Raw genomic sequence first — 25157 nt, 5'->3', positions numbered from 1 at the left:
GCGGATATGGATATCACAAAGGGCAGCGTTGTCATCGCCAAGGCAGGTCGCGACAAGGGCAGGGCATTTGCGGTGATCGAGGTTCTCAGCGACAGAGAGGTACTCATCGCCGACGGCAAGCGCCGTCCGATCGAGCGCCCCAAGCGCAAGAACGTCATCCATCTGCAAGGCACCAACACGACCGTCGATTGCATTACAACGAACCGACAACTTAGAAACATACTCAAAGAGTTTTTACAGGAGGCTTAAGTCATGTCAAAACAGGATGTTATCGAGATAGAGGGTATCGTCACCGAGGCTCTGCCGAACGCGCAGTTCACCGTAGAGCTTCCCAACGGCCACAAGATCCTGGCCGTGATCTCAGGCAAGCTGAGAATGAACTTCATCCGCATCCTTCCGGGCGATAAGGTGACCGTAGAGATGTCGCCTTATGATTTGACCCGCGGCAGGATCACATGGAGAACAAAGTAAGCAGAACCTGAGCCTTCCTTTGGTAAAGGAAGGTGTCACCCGCAGGGTGACGGATGAATTGCAGGAATTGATCGAGCGCGACATACGTGTCACGCGAGAAACCGAATTATTCGGTTGGTCGCTTTGCTCCTTTGATACAATTCCTCAGTCGCCTGACATGTATGTCCGGCGACAGCTCCCTTTCCCAAAGGGAGCCTGCATAAGCATTTACTGATTCAACACTAAGGAAAGGAATGATATTATGAAAGTCAGACCTTCAGTAAAGAAAATGTGTGAGAAGTGCAAGGTTATCAAGCGCCACGGTAAGGTTATGGTAATCTGCGACAACCCCAAGCATAAGCAGCGCCAGGGCTAAGGCTCGCTGCGCTCGCAGTGAACAGTTATCAGTGATCAGTGAACAGTTGAACTGATTTCTGACCACTGACCACTAACCACTGACCACTCAGAACAGACTTTTCATACAAAAGAATTTATTATTATTTCAAATGGAGGTGCACTAAATGGCTCGTATAGCAGGTGTTGACTTACCCCGTGACAAGCGAGTTGAAATCGGACTCACTTACATCTACGGTATCGGTCGTAAAACCGCTACAGACATTATTGCTGCAACAGGCGTCAATCCGGACACCCGTGTTCGTGATCTGACCGAAGAAGACGTATCAAAACTCAGAGAATATATCGACCATAATTGCCGCGTTGAAGGTGATCTCCGTCGTGATATCGCTTTCGACATCAAGAGACTTATCGAAATCGGCAGCTATCGCGGTGTTCGCCACAGAAAGGGTCTGCCCGTAAGAGGTCAGCGTTCTAAGACTAACGCTCGTACCCGCAAAGGCCCGCGCAAGACGATGGCTAACAAGAAGAAGTAAGGAGGGCAATTAAATGGCAGTTAAAACAGGTAAGAAGGCTCCTATCCGCCGCCGCCGTGAGAGAAAGAATATCGAAAAGGGCTCGGCGCATATCCAGTCTACCTTTAACAACACAATCGTAACTATATCCGATACACAGGGCAACGCGATCTCCTGGGCAAGCGCAGGCGAGCTCGGTTTCCGCGGCTCCAGAAAGTCTACTCCCTTCGCCGCTCAGAGCGCTGCTGAGACAGCCGCCAAGGTCGCGATGGAGCATGGCATGAAGAGCGTCGAGGTCTTTGTCAAGGGACCCGGTCAGGGCCGTGAGGCAGCGATCCGCGCACTGCAGACCGCAGGCCTTGAGGTCACCATGATCAAAGACGTTACCCCCATTCCGCATAACGGATGCCGTCCTCCCAAGAGAAGACGTGTATAAAAGAAGAAGGAGGATATAGAATATGGCTAAGAATCAACAGCCTATCGCAAAGCGCTGCAGAGCGCTGGGCATTTCGCCCGCTGTTATGGGTTACTCCAAAAAGACTTCCAACCGTAACCCCGGCGGCAAAATGAGAAGAAAACAGAGTGAATACGGTATCCAGCTGACCGAAAAGCAGAAGGTCAAGTTCATCTACGGCGTTCTGGAGAAACAGTTCCGTATGTATTATGAAAAGGCCGAGAAGATGGAAGGCAAGACCGGTGAGAACCTGCTCTCTCTCGTAGAGCGCAGACTCGACAACGTCGTCTATCGTCTGGGTCTCTGCTCCACCCGTCGTGAGGGCAGACAGCTGGTCAACCACGCTCACTTCACCGTTAACGGCAAGAAGTGCAACATTCCCTCTTACATCGTAAAAGAAGGCGACGTCATCGCTGTTTCGGACGGTTCCAAGGACACCAACCGCTTCAAGGCAATCGCCGAAAATGACGGTTCCACTCTCGTTCCGAAGTGGCTCGAGAAGACCGACAAGCTCAGCGGTAAGGTCATCGCTCTTCCCGCTCGCGACGACATCGACTATCCCGTTGAGGAACATCTCATCGTCGAGTTGTACTCCAAGTAATTTGTACGCCGGTCGGATTTTTCCGACATCGCGCTCACTATATGGTTATACCTGCTTTCCGAGGAAGAAGGAAGGCCCCCTTTCCTAAGGGGGCGGTCACGAAGTGACCGGGGGTTGAAAACATTGTATATCCGGTGTGATTCTGATAAAGATATCACATCATACACATCAACCCTCCGCCCTGTCGGGCACATCCCTTGGGAAAGGGAGGCTTATAGTGAGCTTCACGGCAGGAAATCCTGTCCGTGCCGTATAAAAATTTAAGGAGGAATTCGCTAATGATAGAGATAGAAAAGCCCAGAATTGATACAGAGGAATTATCTTCGGACGGTAAGTACGGCAGATTTGTGGTGGAGCCCTTAGAGCGAGGCTTCGGCAACACGCTGGGTAACTCTCTGCGCCGCGTACTGCTCTCGTCACTCGAGGGCGTAGCCGTCACATCGATCAAGATAGACGGAGTTCTTCACGAGTTCTCTACCATCCCCGGCGTCAAGGAAGACGTCACCGAGATCGTTCTGAACATGAAGAGCTTGGTAGCTAAACTCCATTCTAACGGTCCCAAGATCGTTGAGATCTCGGCGGAGGGTCCCTGCGAGGTCACTGCCGAGAGCATCAAGTGCGACAGCGAAGTTGAGATCCTCAACCCCGAGCTGCACATCGCGTCCCTTGCCGACGGCGCGGTTCTGAACATGGAGATCACGCTGGACAAGGGCAGAGGCTATGTGCCCGCCGAGAAGAACAAGCTGATCTCGGGCAACGAGATCATCGGCGTGCTCCCCATCGACTCTATCTACACCCCTGTCCTCAAGGTGAACTATACGGTGGACAACACCCGTGTCGGTCAGATCACTGACTATGACAAGCTCACCCTGAGCGTTTGGACAAACGGCGTTATCAACGCGCAGGAGGCTGTATCGCTGGCGGCTAAGGTCCTTACCGAACACCTCAATCTCTTTGTCAACCTCTCCGACAGAGGCTACAACACCGAGATCATGGTGGAAAAGGACGATAAGGGCAAGGAGAAGGTGCTCGAGATGACCATCGAAGAGCTCGACCTCTCCGTTCGTTCGTTCAACTGCTTGAAGAGAGCCGGTATCAATACCGTAGAAGACCTCATCAGTAAGTCCGAAGAGGACATGATGAAGGTGCGCAACCTCGGCAGAAAGTCGCTCGAGGAAGTTGTCTTCAAGCTCGATACGCTGGGCTTCAGCCTGCGTAAGGAAGATGAATGATAAAGATTATTTAACCTACTTTATAGATATTCTGTAAAGAAATGACCCGAAAGGAGTGAATAATAATGCCGGGTACCAGAAAACTGGGCAGAGCTACCGACGCGCGTCTTGCGATGCTGAGAGCTCTCGTCACCTTCCTGCTCGAAAACGGCAAGATCGAGACCACCCTCTCCCGCGCTAAGGAAACCGCTTCCATGGCGGAGAAGATGATCACGATCGCGAAGAAGGACACCCTCGCGAACAAAAGACAGGTCATGGCGTTCGTCACTAAGGAGGACGTCGCGACCAAGCTGTTCAAGGAGATCGCGCCTAAGTATGCGGACCGCAACGGCGGTTACACCCGCATCACCAAGATCGGCCCCCGTCGCGGCGACGCTGCCGAGATGGCGATCATCGAGCTGGTTTAAGATTTCAGTTGTCATTGCGAAGCCCGACATTTGTGTCGGGACTGCGGCAATCTCAACCGATAAAACAATAGATTATGCCTCACCTTCGGGTGGGGCATTTTTTTTGAGATAATTCAGTAAGGTCTGATCTGCGATGGGGGACCCCAAAAAGCCCCGCTTTTTGGGGAGAGGAGGAACCTCCACATGAGCACGAGAGCGGGCATTTGACCGCTCTCAGCGAATACGGAGCGTGACGACGAGGTGAGGCTTTTCTTTTTAGTGAGGAGTTAGGAGTGAGGAGTTAGGAGTGAGGAAAAGCCTTCCCCTCGGGGGGAAAGTGTCGACCAACGGGAGACGGATGAGGGGTAAGCGTTTCCTATTGATGTCTAACTTGGTGAGGCTGTACGTTTACCGAGAATTATGGAAGAGCATTACACTCTTTGTTAAGATGATCTTTTGGCGAAGTTTGCCCCTCATCCGACTCGGCATACGCCGAGCCACCTTCTCCTCGCCGGAAGCGGCTCCCCCCTTGTCCGCTTTGCGGACATTCCCCCAACGGGGGCGCCCCGAGGGGAAGGCTATTTGATCCAGCAGCACCTTACAGTATCGCAAGAAAAAGCGACACGTCGCCCCCCGAGGGGAAAGCTTTTTGATCCAGAAGAACCTTACAGTATCATAAGAAGAAGCGACACGTCGCCTGTTTACAAAATGTACTTTATTTTTTGTCGATATGTGGTATAATAGAAAGTATAGTGGAGTAATATGTAGTATTTTGGGGAGTGTTACGATACCCCAACGATTGAGGAGGAAAAGTATGCTGATCTATGATATCACGCGCGAGGTGTTTTCCGCGCCGGTCTATCCGGGCGATCCGAAACCCACCAAGCGCTTTATAAGATCGATCGGAGACGATTCGACCTATAACCTGTCCACCGTGGAGCTGTGCACTCATAACGGTACCCATATCGACGCGCCGCTGCATTTTGACGAGGAGGGCGCGGATATCGGCTCGATGAAGCCGTCGTGCTTCTACGGCAAGTGTACTGTCGTCACCATCGACGGCGTCCTGACGGGCGAGGATATGGAGCGCCTGCTGCCGCATTGCAACAAACGGCTGATCCTCCACGGTTCGGGCAAAGCCTATCTGAGCGTTTCGGCGGCGAGAGTGATCGCCGACAGCAAGTTGAGATTAGTGGGCACCGACGCGATGTCCATCGCACCGCCCTTTGACGAGATGATGCCGCACCTCGAGCTGGCGCGAGCCGGGATCGCGGTGCTGGAAGGGCTGTTCCTCGAGGGCGTCGAGGACGGCGAATACACCCTGTCCGCCCTGCCGCTGAAAATGCAGGGCTTGGAAGCGTCCCCCTGCCGCGCGATCCTGATGCGCGAGCCGAAAGGATATTGAGTTGGTTAACGGTTAACGGAGAACGGTTAACGGTTGTGGGATAATCCTTACGGATTTTTTGATTCCTATTATCATTGAGATGAAGCGTTTCCGTTCCTTTATCAATGGGTGAGGGCGGGCAGTGGCGCTTAGCCAATCGCGAATAAATCCGCTCTTGGAGCGCTGTTGCATGGGAGTTGTAAACCAAATCAGAGATTTGGACAACTCCTCAAGCCCTCCCTTCACCGTTCACCATTCACCGTTCTCCGTTAACCGAAAAAGAGGTTACCATGAAAAAACTATGTTCTGTACTACTGATTTTCATTTTAATATTGAGCCTATGTGTCTGCCTATCCGGCTGTGATCAGCCGAAGGTCGCTGTCAGCTCTGTGCTGGCGATCGACGAGAGCTTTCGCGGTACCCGCACCGTGACCGCGGTCTATCCCGTATCTGCCGATATCGACGCGGTGAAGGACAAGATCCTCGCGGATGATCCCACCGCCGATATCCCCGGCGCGTCGTTCACCTACAGCGGCGTCAAGGAGGACGGCTATTACTTTGAGTTGGTGATGAAGTTTACCGACAAAGCCGAGTATGAGAAGATCGTCGGCTCCCTGATCGGTCGCGGCAGCGCGGTGTTCCTGTCGCGCAAGAATACCAAGCTCACACAGGGCACGCGCATGGCGGAGGATTTTGACGTCAGCGAGCTGATCGCGTGGATGGTCAGCGATACCGCCGCCGCCGAACAGACCAAGAATCTGGTGTTCGATTACAGTGCCAACACCGTGAAGATCGGCTCCGACAGCTATGATACCAAGTCTACCGTTGCCATCAACGACTGCACCGGCAGCGCGATCAACAGCATTTCGATCAAGACGATGAACCATAAATCGGGCAGCTATGACCGCACCTTCGCGTTTAATCTGCCCAACGCTGTTTACACGAAGGATAAGGACGCGATCGAGGCGTATTTCCTCGCCGATACCCTGCCCGACGCAAAGTACGCGGGCTGGTCGGCGGAGGGCTCCGATATGGTCTATACCGTTATCTATGAGGACATGACCGTCGCCAAGATGAACGATGTGACCGCCAAGCTCCTCGATACCGACAGCGTCGCGATCTCCTACGGCGACATCGACAACGCCTCCACACCGCTGTCCGAGGGTCTGACCTATGAGGAGAAGCTCGATTCCTTCTCCTTCATCGGCGAGAACGACGGTTTCCCGACGATCCGCTACTCCTACTCACTGCCGCTGAACACCACCTACGGCGAAGGCTCCGTTTTTGAAAACGGCAGATGGATCAGCACGGGCGCGTGGGAAAACGACCTGTATACCGTCGAGCTGAAAAACGGCACCGCACAGCTCAGGATCCCGGACGGCATCCAGTACCAAATCAGCGGCATCGACTTCGCCGTTGCCAGTCTGGGTGATTCGCGCTTTCGCAGGACGACCGAGTTCCTGTATGAGCCCGGCAACAGCGCCGCGGCGGATTACGCGCTGAGCTACTTTACCGCGAAGGGCGTGCGGAATGCCGCCGTGGAAACGACCGACAGCAACATCGTTTGCCGTGTAAGCTTTGAAGGCACCACCGATGAGATCACCTCACAGCTGGTGAATGTCTTCGGCAGCGGCAACTTTATTGCATATGAACAGAAGAAGGGTGCGTTCGATCTGAGCATCAAGACTGTGCTGACCGACTATGTCAATCTCGGCTATATGCTCAACAGTGAGAACGCCGAGCGCCCGATGCACTACTCTGTCAGCTCCGAGGGCGGCGAGAATATCGTATCGCTCTCCGTCGACGGCAGTGAAACGGCGTTCACCGACAGCAACAAGGGCACGATGGAGATCAAGGGCGGCTGCGCGACCGTGCGCTACCGCGGCAACATCCCCGTGACGATGAGCATCGTTATCTATCTCTCCGCGGGTCTGGTGCTGCTGATCCTGACCGCCTTCATCGCGATCAAGCTGATCAAGCCCAAGAAGAAGCGCCTTCCCGATCCGCTCAACAATCCCGAAGCCGTCTATGCGGACGCGCCTGCGGATGAATCCGACGACGAATCCCGAGATGATAGTAAGGACGCGTCCTCAGAAGAAAAAGGAGCCGCGGCTCCGCTGGCACAGACCACGACGTTCAGCATCTTTGAGCTGAACACCCTTGTCCGCAACAAGAAGTACGTCGACGAGATCAATAAGGACGTTGAACAGCGCCTGCATGAGCAGAGCCTTGAGGAACAGAAGCACGATATCCGCGCGCGTGAGCTGGAGGATATGAGCCGTAAGGTCTACGGGGCGCGCACGCCTTCTTCTGATGAAACTGCGACCGACGAAATTGCGGAACCAATCGAGTTGGAGCCTACCGAAGCGCCGGAATCCGCTCGCGAAAGCGCCGACGCTCCCGCAAAGGAGAATGATGATGCTTAAGTTAGTCGTATTTGATCTGGACGGCACCCTCGCCGATACGCTTGCCGATCTTGCCAACGCCGTGAACTATGCGCTGGCGCGGCAACATCTTCCGACTTATCCCGTGGACGATTACCGTCATTTTGTCGGCAACGGTATAGACAATCTGATCCGCGTCACGATGGCGGACGCCTATACCCCCGAGGGCGCGGTGAGAGCGAAAGCTGACTTTCAGACCTACTACGCCGACCATTGCACGGACTGTACCGTCGCCTATGACGGCATCGAAACGTTACTTGATAGATTGGACACGGATCATACGGCCACGGCTGTGATCTCTAACAAGCCCGATCGGTTTGTGCCCGAGATCCTCTCGGCGCTGTATCCGCGCCATACCTTCCTCAGCGCGTGGGGTCAGCGGGATGAATTCCCCCGCAAGCCCTCGCCCGAATCACTCGAGGCGCTGATTGAGCGCAACGGTTATCAAAAGAGCGAAACGCTCTATGTCGGCGACAGCAACGTGGATGTCGTGTTCGCGCATAATGCCGGGGTCAAGGTCTGCGGCGTGAGCTGGGGCTTTCGCGGCGCAAAGGAGCTCCGAGAAGCCGGCGCGGATTTCATCGTTAATTCCGCAGAAGAATTATATAGGTTGGTTAACGGTTAACAGTTAACGGTGGTGGGAAAATCCTTACGGATTTTTTGATTCCTATTATCATTGAGATGAAGCGTTTCCGCATTTTTATAAATGGGTGAGGGCGGGCAGTGGCGCTTAGCCAATCGCGAATAAATTCGCTCTTGGAGCGCTGTTGCATGGGAGTTGTAAACCAAATCAAAGATTTGGACAACTCCTCAAGCCCTCCCTTCACCGTTCACCGTTAACCGAAAGGAATCCTATGAACAAACGCAATTATCAAAAGGAAATGGACGCGCTGATCGAGCGCAACGCCCGCGAGGGGCTCCGTCCGACGCTGCTGCTCCACGTTTGCTGTGCCGTATGCGCGAGCTACGTGCTGGAATACCTCTACCGCCATTTCGATATCACGATCGCCTACTACAATCCGAACATTACCAAAGAGAGCGAGTATCATTACCGTTACAGTGAGCTGCGGCGCTATGTCGAGGAGGCGGGGCTGAGCGAGTACATCCGCTTTGCCGAGGTCGAGTACCGCCCCGAGGACTTTTTGCAGGCGGTCAAGGGCAGAGAGGATGACCGTGAGGGCGGCGCGCGATGCGCGATCTGCTTTGATCAGCGTCTGCGCTATACCGCTGAATTATGCCGCGAAGGCGGCTACGATTATTTCGCGACCACCCTGACCATCAGCCCGCTCAAGAACGCCGAGCTGCTCAACCGAATAGGGGAGAAGCTCGCGGAGGAATACGGTGTGAACTACCTTTGCTCCGATTTCAAGAAGAAGGAGGGCTATAAGCGCTCCATCGAGCTGAGCAAGCAATATCACCTGTACCGCCAGAACTACTGCGGATGTGTATTCTCCCAAAAAGAGGCGGAGAACAGATCGAAAGCCGTCAACTGAATAGAATAGAACAGGAACCTTTGGCATAGAGATATGTCAGAGGTTTTTTAGTTAGGAGTGAGGAGTTAGGAGTGAGGAGTGAGGAGTTATCATTATTGTCAAAACGATGATATGCTCCGCATTTTAATAAAATCAACCGGAAACGATGATACGTTTTTGATCAACACATCAATCGGGTGAGGGCAGAGCCCTCCCTTCACCGTTAACTGTTAACCATTAACCGTTAACCGAAATAAGGTGATACTATATATTCTGCTATTGTTGTTTTACTCTTTTCTCTCGGTCTGATCTGCATCATCCGTGGAGGAGACCGCTTTGTTGACGCGGCGGTGTGGATGGCGTCGGCTTCACGGATCCCGCCGTTCATCATCGGCGCGACGGTCGTATCGCTCGCGACCACTCTGCCCGAGATCATCGTGTCGCTGATGGCGGCATGGCAGGGACAGACCGACATGGCGACCGGCAACGCCGTCGGCTCCGTCACGGCTAACACCGCGCTGATCCTGTCTGTTTCCGTACTCCTGCGCCCCGAGCCCATCGACCGCGCCCGCCTGACGCCGAAGGCACTGCTGCAGCTCGCCGCTGTGCTGGCCATGTGGCTGTCGGGGATATCGGGCTGGCTGACGCCGTTCGGATGTGTCAGTATGCTCGCCCTGTTCGGCTGCTTCGTGTATGAGAACCTGCGCTCAGCCAAGTCGGAACGCCGCGCGGATCTCGCGTCGGACGTCGCCGTCAGCAGGAATACGCTCATCCGTCATCTCCTGATCTTCGTGATCGGCGCGGGTGAGATCATCATCGGCTCACGGCTGCTGGTGGACAACGGTACCGTCATCGCCCGCGATATCCTGCATATCGACGAGCGCATTGTATCGCTGACCATGGTGGCGATCGGTACCTCCCTGCCGGAGCTGGTCACCGCGATCAGCTCCGTTGTCAAGAAAAGCGGCTCCTTAGCCGTCGGCAATATCCTCGGCGCGAATACCATCGACCTGCTCCTGATCCTGCCGCTGTGCGCGCTGACGCGGGGCGGCGTACTGCCCCTGAGCCGCGGCACGCTGTGGATCGATATCCCCTTCTGTCTGCTGATCACCCTCATCATGCTGATCCCCGCCCTGGTCAAACGGCGCTTTTACCGATGGCAGGGCGCGGCATCACTGTCGCTGTATGTCCTCTATATGGTTTTGCTCTATGTCATCTGACCCTCATGCAAAAATTTCCCGTTATCTATTGTAATTCGATTTTGTTTCTATTATAATGTATAGTAACGCGGTCAAATCGCGTTGATTCTACGGAATGAGGACATGACAATGGGCAGACCTGACGGCAAAAAACTAAAGAACCTCGGCGTCGAATATCTGGTCGGCGCGCACGTGATGGCGGAGCGTACCGACGCGATGAACATGATCACCATCGATCTTCCCGAAGCGCCGATGAGGGAATACCTGAATCGTAAGCGCAAGGAGGGCAAGCGTTATTCGCATCTTTCGCTGATCTTGGCGGCAATGGTACGCGCCTTTGCGGAGTACCCCCAGCTCAACCGCTTTGTCGTCAACAAGCGCATCTATGCCCGCAACGAGATCGCTGTCGGCATGGTCGTCTTAAAGGGCGGCAAGATCGACGGCGTGGGTACGACCAGCAAGATGAAGTTCCCGCCCGACGCTACCATCGACACGATCAACGAGATCATCTCGAAGTATATCGACGAAAACCGTCAGGAGGATGAAGTCAACGCGACCGATAAGCTCGCCGAGTTCCTGTGCTCCGCGCCGGGATTGCTGCGCGTAGCGGCGAATCTGGTCAAGTGGCTGGATAAGCACAACTGGTGCCCCAAGTCGATCATCGAGGCTTCTCCCTTCCACTGCTCCATCATCCTCACCGATCTGGCGAGCATCAAGACCAACTCCATCCACCACCATATCTACAACTTCGGCACCACATCCATCAGCCTTGCGATGGGCAATCTGCGCGAGGTACCGGTGCGTAAGAAGGGTGAGGTCACCTTTGAGAGATGTCTGCCGCTCGGTATCGTCACGGACGACCGTATCGCCTCGGGCAATATCCTCGGTCTGGCGTTCAGAAAATTCCAGAAATATCTGATGCATCCCGAGGTACTGGAGAACCCTCCCGAGAAGATCGTGACGGAGATCTGATCAAAACAGCCGTTTTTTTAGGCTTTATCGGGTGTTTGCACCATCAAGATTTTTCAGACCGCGCCATGCGGTCTTTCTTTTTGTTTATTTGGTCATAAAACTCGCCTTTCGGATGGCAATTTTCGTTACATTTGTAAAATTCTGCCGATTATCCTATGAGAGCGCAAAAGGTTACATTTTGTAATCTTTTTCCGTGTTTTGTGTCCTGTTTATGTACGCCGCACAACATATCCGCATTTACATGCGGTTTTTAAATCCGCTTGTCGAAATACCCGCAAAAGCATTTTTCCTGTCTGATAATAAAAGAATAAAGCAAAAAATGGAAATTAGCACTGGAGAAATAAAATATTACAGAAAAGTAACAAAATAATTAAGAAATAGTTACAAATAGGACAAAAAGGTTACAGTATTGTTGTTGGCATTAATCCTGCGCTTGAAATATAATGTAATTGCTTAGAATTGGCGAAAACTATATCTTTAGCAAATTTTTTTAGGAGGAAATACGAATGCTTAAGACTAGGAAACTAATCAGTTTGCTGCTTGTTGTAGCGATGATGCTGTCGGTCTTTTCCGTAGCGATCGTGTCGGCAAGCGCGGCTGATGGTGACGAAGCCATCATTATTTATGATGGACAAGAGTTCAAAGCGCATGAAGGCGATACCATACGGTATAAAGCCTACATGGACGTCAGACCTATTTCGACGGCGACTGACGGACGTGCACATGTTGTTGACGGTGTCACTTACTATGACGAGTCGTCTTTGACGATCGTCGGTGAGCCTGACTGTTACAGCGTGTTCAACGATCCCGTTGTCGGTACCGACGAGGCAAACGCGATCTATTACACCGATCAGAACATCGGCAGGGGCTTCCTGCTTGACGGTACAAAACCGATGATCGATGTAGTCTTTAAGATCAATAGTGTCCCTGACGGTCCGATCACAATCTCGAATAAGGTATTAACTCTTACCAGACTGATCGACGATGTACCCGTAAAGTATATCCAGAGAGGCGAGATTTTGGCAGACGGCGAAAACGGTCCTGCATACAGCAGCACTGTTGAGCTGGTCGATTGTCCGCATACGGTTGAGCCTACCACAGCTCCGACCGAGGCTGAGACAGTTGCTCCGACTGCTGCTCCCTCCGGTGACAAGGCGATCGTTACGATCCGCGGCCTGGACGGTGAGTCCGAGACCAAGGAGTTCAACGTAGGCGAGACCTTCACCGTATACACCACACTGAACACCTCCGCATATAACGAAGGTAAGATCGGTTCTCTGGACGGCAGACAGCTCTACACCAACGCGATCCTCGAGCTGGCTGACGAGTATGATCCCGACGAGGGCGATATCGCCGATATCACGGGAATGTTCCCGATCACCGGTACCCGTACCGTAGCAAACGGTATGTGGACTGATCTGTCCGAGGACGAAGAGTATTACGATTCGACTCGCGGCGCGATCTTCTACAACGCTTCTACACCTTCGATCAAGAATGGCTTCGCGTTTGATAACAACGACGCTATCCTGATCAAGTCCCATTATACTGTCAAGGCTCCCGGCGAGGCTGAGATCACCAACGAGTTGATGACTCTGGCAATGTCCAATCAGGAACTGACCAGAATCGTTGATAAGAAACAGATTCTCCTGCCCGACTTCAGACTCCATTCTTCTTACACATGGTCTGAGGAGCCCGAGACTGAGGCTGAGACAGTTGCTCCTACCGAGCCTGAGACTGAGCCCGCAACTGAGGCTCCCACCGAGCCCGAGACTGAGCCCGCAACTGAGGCTCCCACCGAGCCCGAGACCGAGGCTCCCACAGACGCTCCCGAGCCTTCCGATACCTACATCGTAGCCGGTAACGATACTACGATCTTCGGTACCTCTTGGAACGGCAACGACACTAACAATACCATGACCAAGGGCGGCGACGGTATCTACACCAAGCAGTATACCGTAGACGCCGCTAAGAGCGCTGTACAGCTGAAGGCGGTCAAGAACGGTTCTACATGGATCGGCGACGAGACCGGCAACAACGTCACCTTCAACCTGACCGGCCCCGGTACCTTCACCGTATATTGTGACGGCACCAAGACCTGGGTAGACGGCGACAACGTAGCTCCCATCAGCGATCTGGATGTTCAGTCCGTCACCGTAGTAGGTAACGGTTCTCCGGACGGTGACAACTGGCTGAACAACATCGAATGGAATCCTGCTGCTGAAGTCAACCATATGACCAAGCCGATTGCTGATGATCCCGTATACGAGATCGAGTACACACTCGGTGATTATGACACCAGCGATCCTGAGTTCAAGTTCGCGATCAACGACGCGTGGACTGATAACTTCGGTCTGGGCGACAACGGCGTAATCGTAAACGGCGTAGAGACCGACGCGATCTACAACGGTCCTCAGAACCTCAAGATCACAGGTCTGACCGCAGGCACCACCATCAAGATGCAGCTCGACCTGACCAACTTTGATTACAACACCAAGACCGGCGCGAAGATGACCATCACATGGACTGAGCCGGCTACCGAAGCTCCGACCGAGCCCGCGACCGAGCCCGCGACTGAGCCCGCTACCGAGCCCGCAACCGAGCCCGCAACTGAGGCTCCGACCGAGCCCGCTCCTCAGAAGGCTATCGTAAACATCTACGATATCTTCGGTAACCTGAATGATACCAGGGAATTCAATGTAAAAGATACCTTTACCGTATACACCGTACTGAACGCTTCTGACATCAACAACGGCAAGATCGCTGCTCTCAGCGGTTCTCAGACCTACACCAATTCCGTAGTCGCTCTGACTGACGCAGTTGACGCAGAAGGCGCTATTACCGATCTCGCAAAGGTATTCCCGATCACCGGCGACAAGTCGCTTGGTAACGCTGCAGAATCCGGCGTGATCTACTTCAACGCTTCCAACCCGTCTATCGACGATCCGTTTACATTTGATAGCAACGACGATGTCATTATCGCTACCACCTACACCGTAACCGCAGGCGGTACCGCTGACATCAAGACCACGCTCAAGACCATGGCTGCGGCTGACGAGGATCTGACTCAGATCATCAGCAAGGGCGAGATCAAGGACGACAAGCTTGGCGAAGGCGACGAGTTCATGACCTTCGATCAGCTTGCTCCGACCGAGCCCGCAACTGAGCCCGCGACCGAGCCCGCAACTGAGCCCGCAACTGAGCCTGCTACAGAGCCCGCAACTGAGCCTGCTACAGAGCCTGCAACAGAGCCCGCTCCGCAGAAGGCAATCGTAAACATCTACGATATCTTCGGTAACCTGAATGATACCAGGGAATTCGATGTATATGATACCTTCACCGTATACACCGTACTGAACGCTTCTGATATCAACGACGGCAAGATCGCTTCTATCAGCGGTGCTCAGACCTACACCGATTCCGTTGTAGCTCTGGCAGACGCTCTTGACGCAGAAGGCGCTATCACAGATCTCGCTAAGGTATTCCCGATCACCGGCGACCAGTCGCTCGGCAATGCTGCTAATTCCGGCGTGATCTACTTCAACGCATCCAACCCGTCTATCGACAATCCGTTCGTATTTGACAGTGACGACGATGTCATCATCGCTACCACCTACACCGTAGTTGAAGGCGGTACCGCAGACATCAAGACCACTCTCAAGACTCTGGCTTCCGCTGACGAGGATCTGACTCAGATCATCAGCAAGGGCGAGATCAAGGACGACAAGCTGGGTGAAGGCGATGAGTACATGACCTTCGATCAGCCTGTAGCTCCGACCGCTCCCGAGACTGAGCCTGTAACCGAGCCCGCAACCGAGCCTGCAACTGAGCCTGCAACCGAGCCCGCTACCGAGCCCGCAACTGAGCCCGCTACCGAGCCTGCAACTGAGCCCGCTACCGAGCCTGCAACCGAGCCCGCTACCGAGCCTGCAACCGAGCCCGCTACCGAGCCCGCAACTGAGCCCGCTACCGAGCCCGCAACTGAGCCCGCAACCGAGCCCGCAACTGAGCCCGCTACCGATGCTCCGACCGAGCCCGCTCCGCAGACCGCTACTATCAAGATCTACGGCTTCAACGGTCAGTATGAGGAGAAGACCTTCAACGTAGACGATACCTTCGACGTATACACCTACCTGAATGCTTCCAACGTTGCTGACGGCGGCAAGCTCGCTAACGTCAATGGTTCTCAGACCTACACCGACAGCATTGTAGCGCTCAACACTACTGATTATCCGGTACTCGGCGCTGCTGTAGTTGAGAACACTGATCAGGACGGCAAGATCCTGTATATTGCTTCCACACCTGATATTGACAACGCGTTCGTATTCAATACTGACGACGACGTCATGATCAAGACCACATACACAGTAACCGCTCCCGGCGAAGGCGAGATCAGAAACGCGATCCAGACTATGACCGCTGCGGATGAAGACCTGACCCCGATCATCAAGAACGGCACACCTGTTGATCCCGAGAAGCCGATCGGCGTTGAGGCAAGCTTCGATGAGCGTCAGGTACAGCCCGATCCGACCGAGGTTCCGACTGAGCCCGGCACCGAGCCTGCAACTGAGCCCGCTACCGAGCCCGCAACTGAGCCCGCGACCGAGCCCGGCACCGAGCCCGCTACCGAGCCCGGCACTGAGCCCGCTACTCAGCCTGCTACCGAGCCCGCGACCGAGCCTGCAACTCAGCCCGCAACCGAGCCCGCAACTGAGCCCGCTACTCAGCCTGCTACCGAGCCCGCTACCGAGCCTGCTACTCAGCCCGCAACTGAGCCCGCGACCGAGCCTGCAACTGAGCCCGCAACCGAGCCCGCGACTGAGCCCGCAACTGAGCCCGCTACCGAGCCCGCACCGGTTGTTGATAAGATCATCATCAATGCTGACGGTAACCTCTATGAGGTTGAGGCCGGTACCGATCACACCTACACCTTCTTCCTGAAGGATGCCGGCATGATCTACGGTATCGACGCTGCCACCACTTGGGATGCTCCGTTCATCCAGATCGTTGGCGATCCCAGCTTCCCCGTACTCGGCGGTATTGCTCCGGATGACGGCAACGTAGTCTACAAGTACTACAATGACGAGAAGGGCAACATCAACGAGCTCATGTTCAACTGGACCAACGCTGACGGCGTAGACGCAAGCGGTAAGGCTGACGTCATCACCTTCACCATCCATGTTGACGAGAATACTCCCAACGGCATCTACTACATCAACACCAAGGTCAAGACCTTAGAAGGTCCTGAGGAAGAGAAGCAGATCTTCGTTGGTACCGATGTCAAGCAGCCGCCTGTTGAGAGAGACGGTGAACTCGACGGTCAGCCCGGCGAGAAGCAGACCGACAACTACACTGTTGACGGCGACCAGACCTATGTAAACGGTTCTATGGAGGAGAAGACCTTCACCGTATCCTCTGAGAAGGATCCCACCAAGGCTTATGATAAGTTCAGATCTCTCTGGATTATCGACGGCAACGGTAACGCGACTCTCGTAAGCTATGATAATTACACTACATCCGCTGACGAGAACGGCGCATTGAAGGTAACCCTCAAGCCTGAATATCTGCAGTCTATGGATCTCGGCGAATACAAGTTCGAGTTCAGATTCTCAGATGGCTCCGGCATTGGCACACTCTTTGTAGTTGAGGCAGAGACCACCGCTCCCGACGAGCCTACTGCTCCCGACGAGACTAAGGGCGGTCAGGATGCTACCGACGGCGGCAGCACCGGTGACAGCTCGACTTCACCCGCTGCAACCACTAAGGGTTCGTCCTCTACAAATGATACCTCTTCTGCTGCGAACGGCGCTGCTGTTCAGACCGGTTCACCTGCAGTAGCTATCATCTTCGTAGTACTCCTTGTGATGGCTGCCGGTATCATCATCTTCAACAAGAAGAGAAGAAAAGATAACTGATAAACATTCGGTTTGATATTTCCGGACTAAAGATATACGGCCCCCCTTCCTTGTGAAGGGGGGTTCGTATATATACGAGAATATTCGTCAACAACGTTAGCTATATATATCTAAAACCAAGAAATACTGTGGATTTAATGCGAAAAATCATAATGTTTATAATTATCAGCTTGTATTGCGGTAATTACCCGGAGTGTTTACAATTTATTTATTGAATTCTATATGATCTTGTTATATAATAGTTAACGAAAATATACGATACACTGATTGCAATCACTACATGGATCAGTGTATGATCCTGAAAGGAATGATAGATATGAAGAAGTGGCTCTCCCTGCTCTGTGTGTGCATGCTGATTTTCGGTACGATCACTGCTTCTGTTGTCAGCGCATCTGCGGCTGATGTAGAAAAAGGTGAAACTGTCTTTGACGTAAAAAAAGGTGACGAAGTAAGCTATGTATTCAGTCTTAGAAATGCATCCGAGCCGGTAGTAGGTACAGATTTTTCATTTTATTACGACTCTTCCGTATTAAAGTTGGATTCGGTAGCCGACTATAATGATAACACCGATCCCGAGGAGTGGATCGCTGTCATTAATCCGGATCTGGACGGAGAGGTCAGAGGCGTCTGGTCGATCCTCAAGGGCGTAGACTTTTCCTCAAAGCGTCATTTTATTACGCTGAACCTGAAGGCAACGGATGACGCAGAAAATACAGAAATCACCTATCGTGTTCGTTTCCTGTATGGCAACAAGGCGTTCGATACCGAAGATCCCAAGATGACACTCGATGTTTATAAGTTCACTTATGATCTTTATATCAACGGAGATTTGGTAGAAGAGGACAAAGCACCCGGATATAATTCCGAAGCGCCGACCGAAAACGGTCTTGTCATTCCTTCTCCTGACGGAGACAGCGAACATGCTGATCCTAATTTGCCCGGAATTGTTGATCTGGCAAAGGAAAAGCGCGAAGCAAATCAGAAAAATAATGCTAACAATGGTGCAATCGGCGATAACGGTTCGGCAAACGGCGGTAACGCCTTGAGCGGAGGCAGCAACGGAAGCGCAAACGCGAATGCGAACGGAGGCGGCAGTGGCAGTGGCAATGGAAGCGCCGGTGGCAGTGGAAATGCCGGTGGCAGCGGAAACGGCTCCGGCAACGGTAACAACAACTCCGATTCTAAGACGACGTCCGCAGCACCTCCCGCAACGACAGCCGAGGGATACTTCATTTTGGCAACTGACGCGGACGGTAATGTGACCGCGACATCCGATCAGGCTCCTGAGATGGCTACTACAGGAAACGACAATAAGGGCGGATCTCCCGTTCTGTGGATTATCATCGCTCTGGTCGTTCTTGCCGGTGGCGGCGCGGCGGTATACTTCTATATGAAGAAGAAGCCCGCAGATAAAGCGGCAACTCCCGCACCCGACGCACAGCCGGTTTCCGATTCGACTGATTCGGCAGAGGGTGTTACGGCTGAAGAACCCGCTCCAGAGACAGAAGCTCCCGAAGCAGAGGTTACTGCGGATGATGAGAAAACACAATTGGCTGATGAGGACGAAAAGACACAATTAGCCGATGAATCATCCGAATCTGACAACGAATAATCACTATCATTTTGAGGCTGACTCTATGAGCCGGCCTCTTTATGGTTGTTATGGAGGAAAAATATGAAGAGGGTATTCATCTTGCTGGCGGCGGTGCTGATGACAGCGCTGGCTGTCTTTGCGGTCAATACATCCGCAGCGGTGACCGACAGCTCTTTGATTGGGGTCAGCTCCCGCAGCAACGCGATCACGGCAAAAGTGGGCGACAGTGAAGCGGTCTCTTCGACGATCGTTGATAGGCTGCTTGACGTACAGCCTCCTACTGAATATGACGCCGATGAGATCAAAGAGGATGGGATCAATACGCGCGTCGCAACGGTATGGATCGTCAGTATCAGCGCGATATGCTTCATCGCGATCATGATCCTCACGGTCAAGCTGGCGAAAAAGAACCAAGGGCATAAATAAGCAGCCGGGCGTTTGGCTTGTTCGTGAGGATTCGACAGAGTGGTAAATAATTCCCGAATTGGATATCTTTATCAAAGAATTTAGTAAAAATGTATTAAAGTCAAAATCGTTTTTTGTTCACTTTTGTAGGTCGTTTTTCTAATAAGATATTGAAAATTTTTGATTCTTGCGCTATAATAGATAATACTAAGGAAGAGTATGTATCATTATCTCTTCCAAAAGAATAGTAATTTGATTACGGAGGAGATTATTATGTTCAAAAAGATTTTGAGCCTGGCTCTTGTCGCAATGCTGCTGATGAGCGTATGCGCAGTTTCCTTCTCTGCCGCTCAGGTAGAGGTCGCTGCTGACAGCGCTGACAACGCAATTGCTGAGCAGGGCGCAAACGGCGACGTTGTATCTCAGGGTGCTGAGAGCGACACCGCATCTACCGGCGCAGATGTTATTAAGTATGATAACAGCCAGACTAAGTGGGCAGGTCCCGTTCAGTTCTTCATTTATGATCCTGAGACCGGCGAGCAGCTGATTTCTTGGGGTTCCAAGAAGCTCAATGGTGAAGATGAAGGCGGCGATATCTGGTCCAAGGATGTTTCCGGTTATAATATGGATTCCAGCAAGCAGTATGCTATCATCTTTGCTGACGCTACTTCCGGCGACCAGACATATGACCTGATGATGGATTCCAGCTGCATCGGTGATACCGGTTATGCTACCGGTAATTCTATCGAGAATCCGGTTGACTCCACCAAGACTGCAAAAGAAGCGAAGTGGAAGAGCAGCTCTCTCGGTCCGCGTCTCCAGGTTACTTCTATCGGTAACGTTGTCGGTGAGACATGCCCCTCTTTCACCTCTAAGTATGATATGATGGTTTCCTTCCTGAAGGATACTCTGAGCAACGCTCTTCAGTATTCCGGTAAGGATGAGCAGACTCTGATCGACGATACCGCAAAGGCTCTCGGCCTCGGTAAGTCTGACGTTGAGGCTGCGATTTCTGAATCCGGTGCTTCTACTTCTTGGAGCAAGGATAAGTCCAGCCTGTCTGACGAGTCCAGCGCAGATGCAAAGGATAAGGGCTCGGGCGGTTCCAGCGGCGGTTCCAGTGGTGGTTCCAGCGGCGGTTCCGACAGCGGTTCTTCGGGTTCCAGTGGTTCTTCCGGTTCTTCGGGTTCCAGCGGTTCTTCGGGCTCCAGCGGTTCTTCGGGTTCCAGCGGTTCTTCCGGTTCCGGCTCTAAGAGCGGTTCCGCTTCCAACACCCAGACCGGTCAGACCGAGACTGTTCTGTTCATTATGCTCGGCGTAATGGTTGCAGCTGCAGGCGTTATCTTCTTTGCTCGCAAGAAAGAGCGCACCTGATCTCCCTTGTGATTAAGGAATAAATCAATAACATCGACCCCGCTTTATGCGGGGTCTTTTGTTGTTTTTCGGGATTGGATAAGCGTGTCCGACGTAGCAAAAATTTCAGATATATGTAGCCCAAACGCGGAGCAAATGAAGCCCATTGTAGGGGAGGGGTGCTCCCCGTTGGGGAGACGTCACGAAGTGACAGTGGGAGATTCCCCTGATAGGGGAAATGTCCGCGAAGCGGACAAAAGGGTTGCCGTTCTCGCTTAGAGAAAGGCGTCTCCGCCGAGGAATGCTCCCGCCGGAACGTTTCCTTTGTATCATTGTTTTATATTATGCGGAGTAGATTGATTTCACTGTAGGGACGACCACCGGTCGTCCGAGAATGACGGGCGATTCCGTTATCGAAAGCATAAGATAGGGGAAAAACGTTTCAGTCATGCGGATGGTCGATGACCATAGCATGGCGTTACGGAAGCAGGGATATGCTACGCGGTTAAAAGGCTTTAATCGGAGAGGTTACGAGAGGGTCAGGATCCTCCCCTACAATGAATGTTGTAGGGGATTTGTAGGGGTCGACGCCCTCGACGACCCGCGGTAGATTGCCGGATAATAGATAGCGTCGGTTGAGGAGTTGTACGTTAATCGTAGGGTACGACGCTTGCGACGTACCGAAACGTAGGATAATATGACAACCAAACGCGGAGCGAATCAATTTCTCCGTAAGGTACGGCATTTGGACACGCGTGTCCTCGTCTGACAATGACAGCCGTTTTCTATGTTGAAATCCGATACGACAATTATTTCTTGCAAATGCTTATGTTTTGTAGTATAATACTGTTATCTCTGTGAAGGGAGGGATGATACAGTTGGCGACTGAGAAGATTGACAAAGAGCAATCCAAAACCGAAAAAAAGCAGCAGCGTGAGCAACGTCGTGCTGAAAAAAAGGCGGAAAACGAAAAGCTGTATCAGGAAGTCATGGAGCAAGACTCCGTTGATACTCCCGAAGTACCCGAGGAACCTAAGAAGAAAAATAAATGGGTCAAGCGTATCGGTATCGTACTGTTTGTCCTGCTTAACGCGGCGGTCATTTATTTTACCGCGGCGAGTGAGTTTTCGAAGAAGGCGCCTGAGCCGATCAAGTTCGATTTTACGAATATTATGTATCTGCTCGGAGGCATCCTTTGTCTGCTCGTATTTCTCGGTTGTGAAACCGCGAAGTACATGATCATGATGCGTCACCTCGGTGAGAAGGTGAGCTTCCGGCACGCGTTTTGTACCGCGGCGCTGGGAAAATACTATGACTGTATCACGCCCTCGGGCGCGGGCGGTCAGCCGTTCCAGATCTATTATCTCCATTCCAACGGCTACAGTAACGGCGCTGCGTCCGCAATGCCGCTGAGCGGATTCTTTACGATGCAGTTCGGTTTTGTCATTCTCTGCGTTTTTGCTTTCATTTTCGGCAACGGCGTTGTGAACGGCGTGTTGGCGCCCGGTATCAAAATCACCGCCTACTGCGGCGCGATCGGCTATACGATCGTACCTGTGATGATCATTATCACGGGAATCGCGCCGAAGATCGCAATGCGTATCGTCGCGTTTTTTGTGCGGATCGGCGCAAAGCTCCATATCGTCAAGAAGCCGAACCACACGATCATGAAGGCGGTTCGTTATCTCAACAATTACAGTGAGAACCTAAAGACGATCACCAAGAACAAGGGTATGCTGTTCAAGCTATTGCTTTTGTCTGTGATCTTACAGTTTGCGATGTGCAGTATGCCGTTCTTCGCGGTGCGCACCTTCGGCGGCGATATCGGATTTTTCAGGGCTCTGATCCTATGCGTCTTCATCCAGGCGGCGATCTCGCTGATCCTGACTCCCGGTAACTCCGGCGCGGCAGAGGGTCTGTTCTACATCGTGTTCAGCTCACTCGGCAAGTCCGGTACCTTCTGGGCGATGCTGCTGTGGCGCTTGCTGTGCTACTATTCCTTCATCATTATCGGCGTTCTGGTTTACGGCGTCAACGCGGTCACGAAGATCCGTGACAAGAGAAAAGCCGCGCGTCTGAATAAAGAAGCTGAATCATAAACAACGAACGACACGGACGGATTATTAGTATTGTTCCGTCTGTGTTTGTGTATAACACGACTGATTTGAGGAATCATGTTATACGCTGATATTTTTAATTAAGGTTGAGATTGCTGCGTCGGGCTGGGACGCCCTCCTCACAATGACGCTTGTGATATGGATAGTTGCGATCTTGACCGATCATTATCGATAGGAGAAACCATGATCAATCCCGAAAAGATTCGCTCGGCACAGTTTGTCGACTCGTATTATCCGCTTGTCGACGGCGTCATTTTGGCGGTACATAACTATGCTGAGCTGATGAATCGAAAAAGCTATAGCTGCGTGGTGTGTCCGCGTTATTATCAATCTTTTGATGACAGCAGTCTGGGCTATGAGGTGTTTCGTACCGGCTCATTAAGGATGCCGATCACGGAATACGCCCTTCCTACGCCGAAGCTCGACAGTAAGATCAAGACGCTGCTGCAAAACAGATATCTGGATATCTTTCACGCTCACAGTCCCTTCACGGAGGGCACCTTTGCTTCTGCTTACGCGAAAAAGCTGGGGATCCCCTGTGTCGCGACGTTCCACTCCAAGTACTATGACGATGTGATCAACATCACCGGCTCCAAGACGCTCGCGAAAATCGTTACGGCTAAGATCGTGCGCTTCTACAATACCGTCGACAGCGTGTGGACGGTGTCGGACGGCGCGGCGGACGTTTTGCGGTCATACGGCTATCACGGCGATATCACGATCATGAAAAACGGTACGACCTATACCATGCCGGAGGATCCCGACGCACTGCGCAAAAAGGCGGCTGAGACCTTTATGGTGCCGACCGATAAGAAGATCCTGCTCTATGTCGGTCAGCAGAGATGGCATAAGAATTTAAAACTGGTATTGGATACATTCAGATTGCTGTGCGATAGAGACAGCGACTATCGGCTGTTGATGATCGGTGACGGCTATGATGAAAAGGCGATCAAAGAGTATGCCGACAGCCTGCGTTTTCCGGAGGGCTATGTGCGCTTTCTCGGAAGGATCAACGACCGCAGTCTTTTGTCGGGCATGTATCTGCTGAGCGATCTGTTCTTCTTCCCGTCGATGTATGATACCTCCGGACTGGTGGTGCGCGAGGCGGCTTCACTGGGTGTTCCGACACTGTTTACCGACGGCTCCACCGCATCCGAGGCGATCGTCAAGGATGTGTCCGGCTTCACGGCGGACGAAAACAAGGTGTCGATGTTCCGCGAGATCCTAAGGATCTTCTCGACGCCCGGCCTGCTCCAAAAGGTCGGCGAGGGCGCGAGGAAAGAGATCGCGACCACGTGGGAAGAGATCGTTCCCGATGTGATGGACAAATACGCACAGGTGATCGAGCAATATCGATTCAAACATAAATCATAAAGCAAAAGGCGACGCATACAGCGTCGCCTTTTTCGTTTATCGGGGATCACAAAACGAGTATTATTTATTGCGATTAAAGTCGATGGTGATGGTGTCGCGGTGGAGGTTGAGCTGAGTGGTGCGCACGCCTGCCGCGTTGAGCATCTTCTTGGAGGCGATCGTCTCAGGCTCATCGGCATATTTGTCATAGAGATAGACCACCTCGGTGATGCCGCTTTGGATGATCGCCTTCGCGCACTCGTTGCAGGGGAAGAGGTCGACATAAAGACGGGAGCCCTCGAGGGACTTTCCGTGAGCATTGAGGATGGCGTTCAGCTCGGCGTGTACGACATACTGATACTTGGTGTCCTCACCCTCACGATCCCATGAGAAGGTGTCGTCCGAGCATCCGTAGGGAAAACCGTTGTAGCCGGTGCTGAGGATACGCTTGCTTTTGTTGACGATACAGGCGCCGACCTGGGTGTTGGGGTCTTTAGAGCGCTTTGCCGCCAATACCGCAACGCCCATAAAGTATTCATCCCAAGAAATGTAGTCTTCTCTTTTCATTTTGACCTCCTGATGGTATATCGTGATAACGCGTTTCGTATAATTGATAATGATTAGGGGTTGAGCTCCTTGAGCTTGCTCAGGCAATCGGCGCATACCGGCTTGCTTTTGAAGTCGGTCAGATCCTCGCTGTTGCCGCAGAAGGTACAGCTCATGGCGTACTTTTTGATGACGATCGCATCCGGCTCGGTGAAGAGCTCGATGGTATCGTCGGTGTGCAGATCATACTTGGAGCGCAGGGGTTTGGGGATGACGACGCGCCCCAGCTTATCGATTTTACATAAAAATCCGGCTGGTTTCATTTTGGTACTTCCTTTTGATTTCTGTTTCTGACAAAAGTTTACCAAAAGCAGGTAATTATGTCAAGGTATATAGAAAGATTGTTGAATTTTG

At 52.5% G+C, this 25157-nt stretch carries 22 protein-coding genes; 20 read left to right on the top strand and 2 right to left on the bottom strand.

Going from position 1 to position 25157, the window contains the following annotated elements:
• The first annotated feature begins 6 nt into the window (after nucleotides 1-6).
• The 20 genes from JKK62_RS06140 (at nucleotide 7) to JKK62_RS06045 (ending at nucleotide 24218) form a co-directional block, all read left to right on the top strand.
• The gene (locus JKK62_RS06140; RefSeq protein ID WP_201427226.1) at nucleotides 7-249 is read left to right on the top strand and encodes a KOW domain-containing RNA-binding protein; all 243 of its coding nucleotides are present in this window, start codon (nucleotides 7-9) and stop codon (nucleotides 247-249) included.
• A 3-nt stretch (nucleotides 250-252) separates the two neighbouring features.
• Nucleotides 253-471, top strand: coding sequence for a translation initiation factor IF-1 (infA, locus tag JKK62_RS06135; protein WP_201427132.1), 219 nt, complete (start codon nucleotides 253-255; stop codon nucleotides 469-471).
• A 241-nt stretch (nucleotides 472-712) separates the two neighbouring features.
• Nucleotides 713-826 carry a 50S ribosomal protein L36 gene (gene rpmJ, locus JKK62_RS06130; RefSeq protein ID WP_201427131.1) on the top strand — a complete coding sequence of 38 codons (114 nt, stop codon included), beginning with the start codon at nucleotides 713-715 and terminating at the stop codon, nucleotides 824-826.
• A 145-nt stretch (nucleotides 827-971) separates the two neighbouring features.
• Complete coding sequence (gene rpsM, locus JKK62_RS06125) at nucleotides 972-1340, top strand: 30S ribosomal protein S13 (protein WP_201427130.1); 369 nt, start codon at nucleotides 972-974, stop codon at nucleotides 1338-1340.
• Between the two features lie 13 nt (nucleotides 1341-1353).
• Nucleotides 1354-1755: a 30S ribosomal protein S11 gene (rpsK, locus tag JKK62_RS06120; RefSeq protein ID WP_201427129.1), complete on the top strand. Its 402-nt coding sequence runs from the start codon at nucleotides 1354-1356 to the stop codon at nucleotides 1753-1755.
• 22 nt (nucleotides 1756-1777) lie between these two features.
• Nucleotides 1778-2374, top strand: coding sequence for a 30S ribosomal protein S4 (gene rpsD / locus JKK62_RS06115; protein WP_201427128.1), 597 nt, complete (start codon nucleotides 1778-1780; stop codon nucleotides 2372-2374).
• 278 nt (nucleotides 2375-2652) lie between these two features.
• Nucleotides 2653-3606, top strand: coding sequence for a DNA-directed RNA polymerase subunit alpha (locus JKK62_RS06110; RefSeq protein ID WP_201427127.1), 954 nt, complete (start codon nucleotides 2653-2655; stop codon nucleotides 3604-3606).
• Between the two features lie 65 nt (nucleotides 3607-3671).
• Nucleotides 3672-4013, top strand: coding sequence for a 50S ribosomal protein L17 (gene rplQ, locus JKK62_RS06105; RefSeq protein ID WP_201427126.1), 342 nt, complete (start codon nucleotides 3672-3674; stop codon nucleotides 4011-4013).
• 793 nt (nucleotides 4014-4806) lie between these two features.
• Nucleotides 4807-5397 carry a cyclase family protein gene (locus JKK62_RS06100; RefSeq protein ID WP_201427125.1) on the top strand — a complete coding sequence of 197 codons (591 nt, stop codon included), beginning with the start codon at nucleotides 4807-4809 and terminating at the stop codon, nucleotides 5395-5397.
• A 269-nt stretch (nucleotides 5398-5666) separates the two neighbouring features.
• A complete protein-coding gene (locus JKK62_RS06095) occupies nucleotides 5667-7802 on the top strand; it encodes a hypothetical protein (protein ID WP_201427124.1) in 2136 nt (711 codons plus the stop codon).
• Entirely contained in the window at nucleotides 7795-8445 is a 651-nt protein-coding gene (locus JKK62_RS06090) for an HAD family hydrolase (RefSeq protein WP_201427123.1), read from the top strand. Before JKK62_RS06095 ends, JKK62_RS06090 begins: the two co-directional genes overlap by 8 nt.
• Nucleotides 8446-8674: 229 nt before the next feature.
• Nucleotides 8675-9313 carry an epoxyqueuosine reductase QueH gene (locus JKK62_RS06085; RefSeq protein ID WP_201427122.1) on the top strand — a complete coding sequence of 213 codons (639 nt, stop codon included), beginning with the start codon at nucleotides 8675-8677 and terminating at the stop codon, nucleotides 9311-9313.
• A 245-nt stretch (nucleotides 9314-9558) separates the two neighbouring features.
• Complete coding sequence (locus JKK62_RS06080) at nucleotides 9559-10512, top strand: calcium/sodium antiporter (protein ID WP_201427220.1); 954 nt, start codon at nucleotides 9559-9561, stop codon at nucleotides 10510-10512.
• A gap of 108 nt (nucleotides 10513-10620) precedes the next feature.
• Nucleotides 10621-11463: a hypothetical protein gene (locus JKK62_RS06075; RefSeq protein WP_201427121.1), complete on the top strand. Its 843-nt coding sequence runs from the start codon at nucleotides 10621-10623 to the stop codon at nucleotides 11461-11463.
• 506 nt (nucleotides 11464-11969) lie between these two features.
• Nucleotides 11970-17375 (top strand): hypothetical protein, encoded by a 5406-nt coding sequence (locus JKK62_RS06070; RefSeq protein WP_201427120.1) that lies wholly within the window; start codon nucleotides 11970-11972, stop codon nucleotides 17373-17375.
• Between the two features lie 292 nt (nucleotides 17376-17667).
• Nucleotides 17668-18987 carry a cohesin domain-containing protein gene (locus JKK62_RS06065; protein WP_186832788.1) on the top strand — a complete coding sequence of 440 codons (1320 nt, stop codon included), beginning with the start codon at nucleotides 17668-17670 and terminating at the stop codon, nucleotides 18985-18987.
• Nucleotides 18988-19050: 63 nt separating this feature from the next.
• Nucleotides 19051-19395: a hypothetical protein gene (locus tag JKK62_RS06060; protein ID WP_186832789.1), complete on the top strand. Its 345-nt coding sequence runs from the start codon at nucleotides 19051-19053 to the stop codon at nucleotides 19393-19395.
• A 252-nt stretch (nucleotides 19396-19647) separates the two neighbouring features.
• Nucleotides 19648-20748, top strand: a complete 1101-nt coding sequence (locus tag JKK62_RS06055; protein WP_186832790.1) for an LPXTG cell wall anchor domain-containing protein — start codon at nucleotides 19648-19650, stop codon at nucleotides 20746-20748.
• A gap of 857 nt (nucleotides 20749-21605) precedes the next feature.
• On the top strand, nucleotides 21606-22826 hold the full coding sequence (locus JKK62_RS06050) for a lysylphosphatidylglycerol synthase transmembrane domain-containing protein (RefSeq protein WP_186832791.1): 1221 nt from the start codon (nucleotides 21606-21608) through the stop codon (nucleotides 22824-22826).
• Nucleotides 22827-23027: 201 nt separating this feature from the next.
• Nucleotides 23028-24218, top strand: a complete 1191-nt coding sequence (locus tag JKK62_RS06045; RefSeq protein WP_186832792.1) for a glycosyltransferase — start codon at nucleotides 23028-23030, stop codon at nucleotides 24216-24218.
• A 60-nt stretch (nucleotides 24219-24278) separates the two neighbouring features.
• Here JKK62_RS06045 and JKK62_RS06040 read toward each other — a convergent pair whose 3' ends face one another.
• Entirely contained in the window at nucleotides 24279-24764 is a 486-nt protein-coding gene (locus JKK62_RS06040; RefSeq protein WP_186832793.1) for a deoxycytidylate deaminase, read from the bottom strand.
• Nucleotides 24765-24817: 53 nt separating this feature from the next.
• Entirely contained in the window at nucleotides 24818-25066 is a 249-nt protein-coding gene (locus JKK62_RS06035) for an AbrB/MazE/SpoVT family DNA-binding domain-containing protein (RefSeq protein WP_186832794.1), read from the bottom strand.
• Nucleotides 25067-25157: the final 91 nt, after the last annotated feature.

This window comes from Ruminococcus difficilis (assembly GCF_016680995.1).
This window is presented reverse-complemented; position numbering and strand designations above follow the sequence as displayed.

Excerpts from the sequence above, each read along its gene's own strand:
- JKK62_RS06090 (WP_201427123.1), top strand. The coding sequence starts at position 7,795 with ATGCTTAAGTTAGTCGTATTTGATCTGGACGGCACCCTCGCCGATACG.
- JKK62_RS06070 (WP_201427120.1), top strand. The coding sequence starts at position 11,970 with ATGCTTAAGACTAGGAAACTAATCAGTTTGCTGCTTGTTGTAGCGATG.
- JKK62_RS06045 (WP_186832792.1), top strand. The coding sequence starts at position 23,028 with ATGATCAATCCCGAAAAGATTCGCTCGGCACAGTTTGTCGACTCGTAT.
- JKK62_RS06035 (WP_186832794.1), bottom strand. The coding sequence starts at position 25,066 with ATGAAACCAGCCGGATTTTTATGTAAAATCGATAAGCTGGGGCGCGTC.
- rplQ (WP_201427126.1), top strand. The coding sequence starts at position 3,672 with ATGCCGGGTACCAGAAAACTGGGCAGAGCTACCGACGCGCGTCTTGCG.
- JKK62_RS06085 (WP_201427122.1), top strand. The coding sequence starts at position 8,675 with ATGAACAAACGCAATTATCAAAAGGAAATGGACGCGCTGATCGAGCGC.
- rpsM (WP_201427130.1), top strand. The coding sequence starts at position 972 with ATGGCTCGTATAGCAGGTGTTGACTTACCCCGTGACAAGCGAGTTGAA.
- JKK62_RS06140 (WP_201427226.1), top strand. The coding sequence starts at position 7 with ATGGATATCACAAAGGGCAGCGTTGTCATCGCCAAGGCAGGTCGCGAC.
- JKK62_RS06060 (WP_186832789.1), top strand. The coding sequence starts at position 19,051 with ATGAAGAGGGTATTCATCTTGCTGGCGGCGGTGCTGATGACAGCGCTG.
- rpmJ (WP_201427131.1), top strand. The coding sequence starts at position 713 with ATGAAAGTCAGACCTTCAGTAAAGAAAATGTGTGAGAAGTGCAAGGTT.
- infA (WP_201427132.1), top strand. The coding sequence starts at position 253 with ATGTCAAAACAGGATGTTATCGAGATAGAGGGTATCGTCACCGAGGCT.
- rpsK (WP_201427129.1), top strand. The coding sequence starts at position 1,354 with ATGGCAGTTAAAACAGGTAAGAAGGCTCCTATCCGCCGCCGCCGTGAG.
- JKK62_RS06110 (WP_201427127.1), top strand. The coding sequence starts at position 2,653 with ATGATAGAGATAGAAAAGCCCAGAATTGATACAGAGGAATTATCTTCG.
- JKK62_RS06095 (WP_201427124.1), top strand. The coding sequence starts at position 5,667 with ATGAAAAAACTATGTTCTGTACTACTGATTTTCATTTTAATATTGAGC.
- JKK62_RS06065 (WP_186832788.1), top strand. The coding sequence starts at position 17,668 with ATGATCCTGAAAGGAATGATAGATATGAAGAAGTGGCTCTCCCTGCTC.
- JKK62_RS06055 (WP_186832790.1), top strand. The coding sequence starts at position 19,648 with ATGTTCAAAAAGATTTTGAGCCTGGCTCTTGTCGCAATGCTGCTGATG.
- JKK62_RS06075 (WP_201427121.1), top strand. The coding sequence starts at position 10,621 with ATGGGCAGACCTGACGGCAAAAAACTAAAGAACCTCGGCGTCGAATAT.
- JKK62_RS06040 (WP_186832793.1), bottom strand. The coding sequence starts at position 24,764 with ATGAAAAGAGAAGACTACATTTCTTGGGATGAATACTTTATGGGCGTT.
- JKK62_RS06100 (WP_201427125.1), top strand. The coding sequence starts at position 4,807 with ATGCTGATCTATGATATCACGCGCGAGGTGTTTTCCGCGCCGGTCTAT.
- rpsD (WP_201427128.1), top strand. The coding sequence starts at position 1,778 with ATGGCTAAGAATCAACAGCCTATCGCAAAGCGCTGCAGAGCGCTGGGC.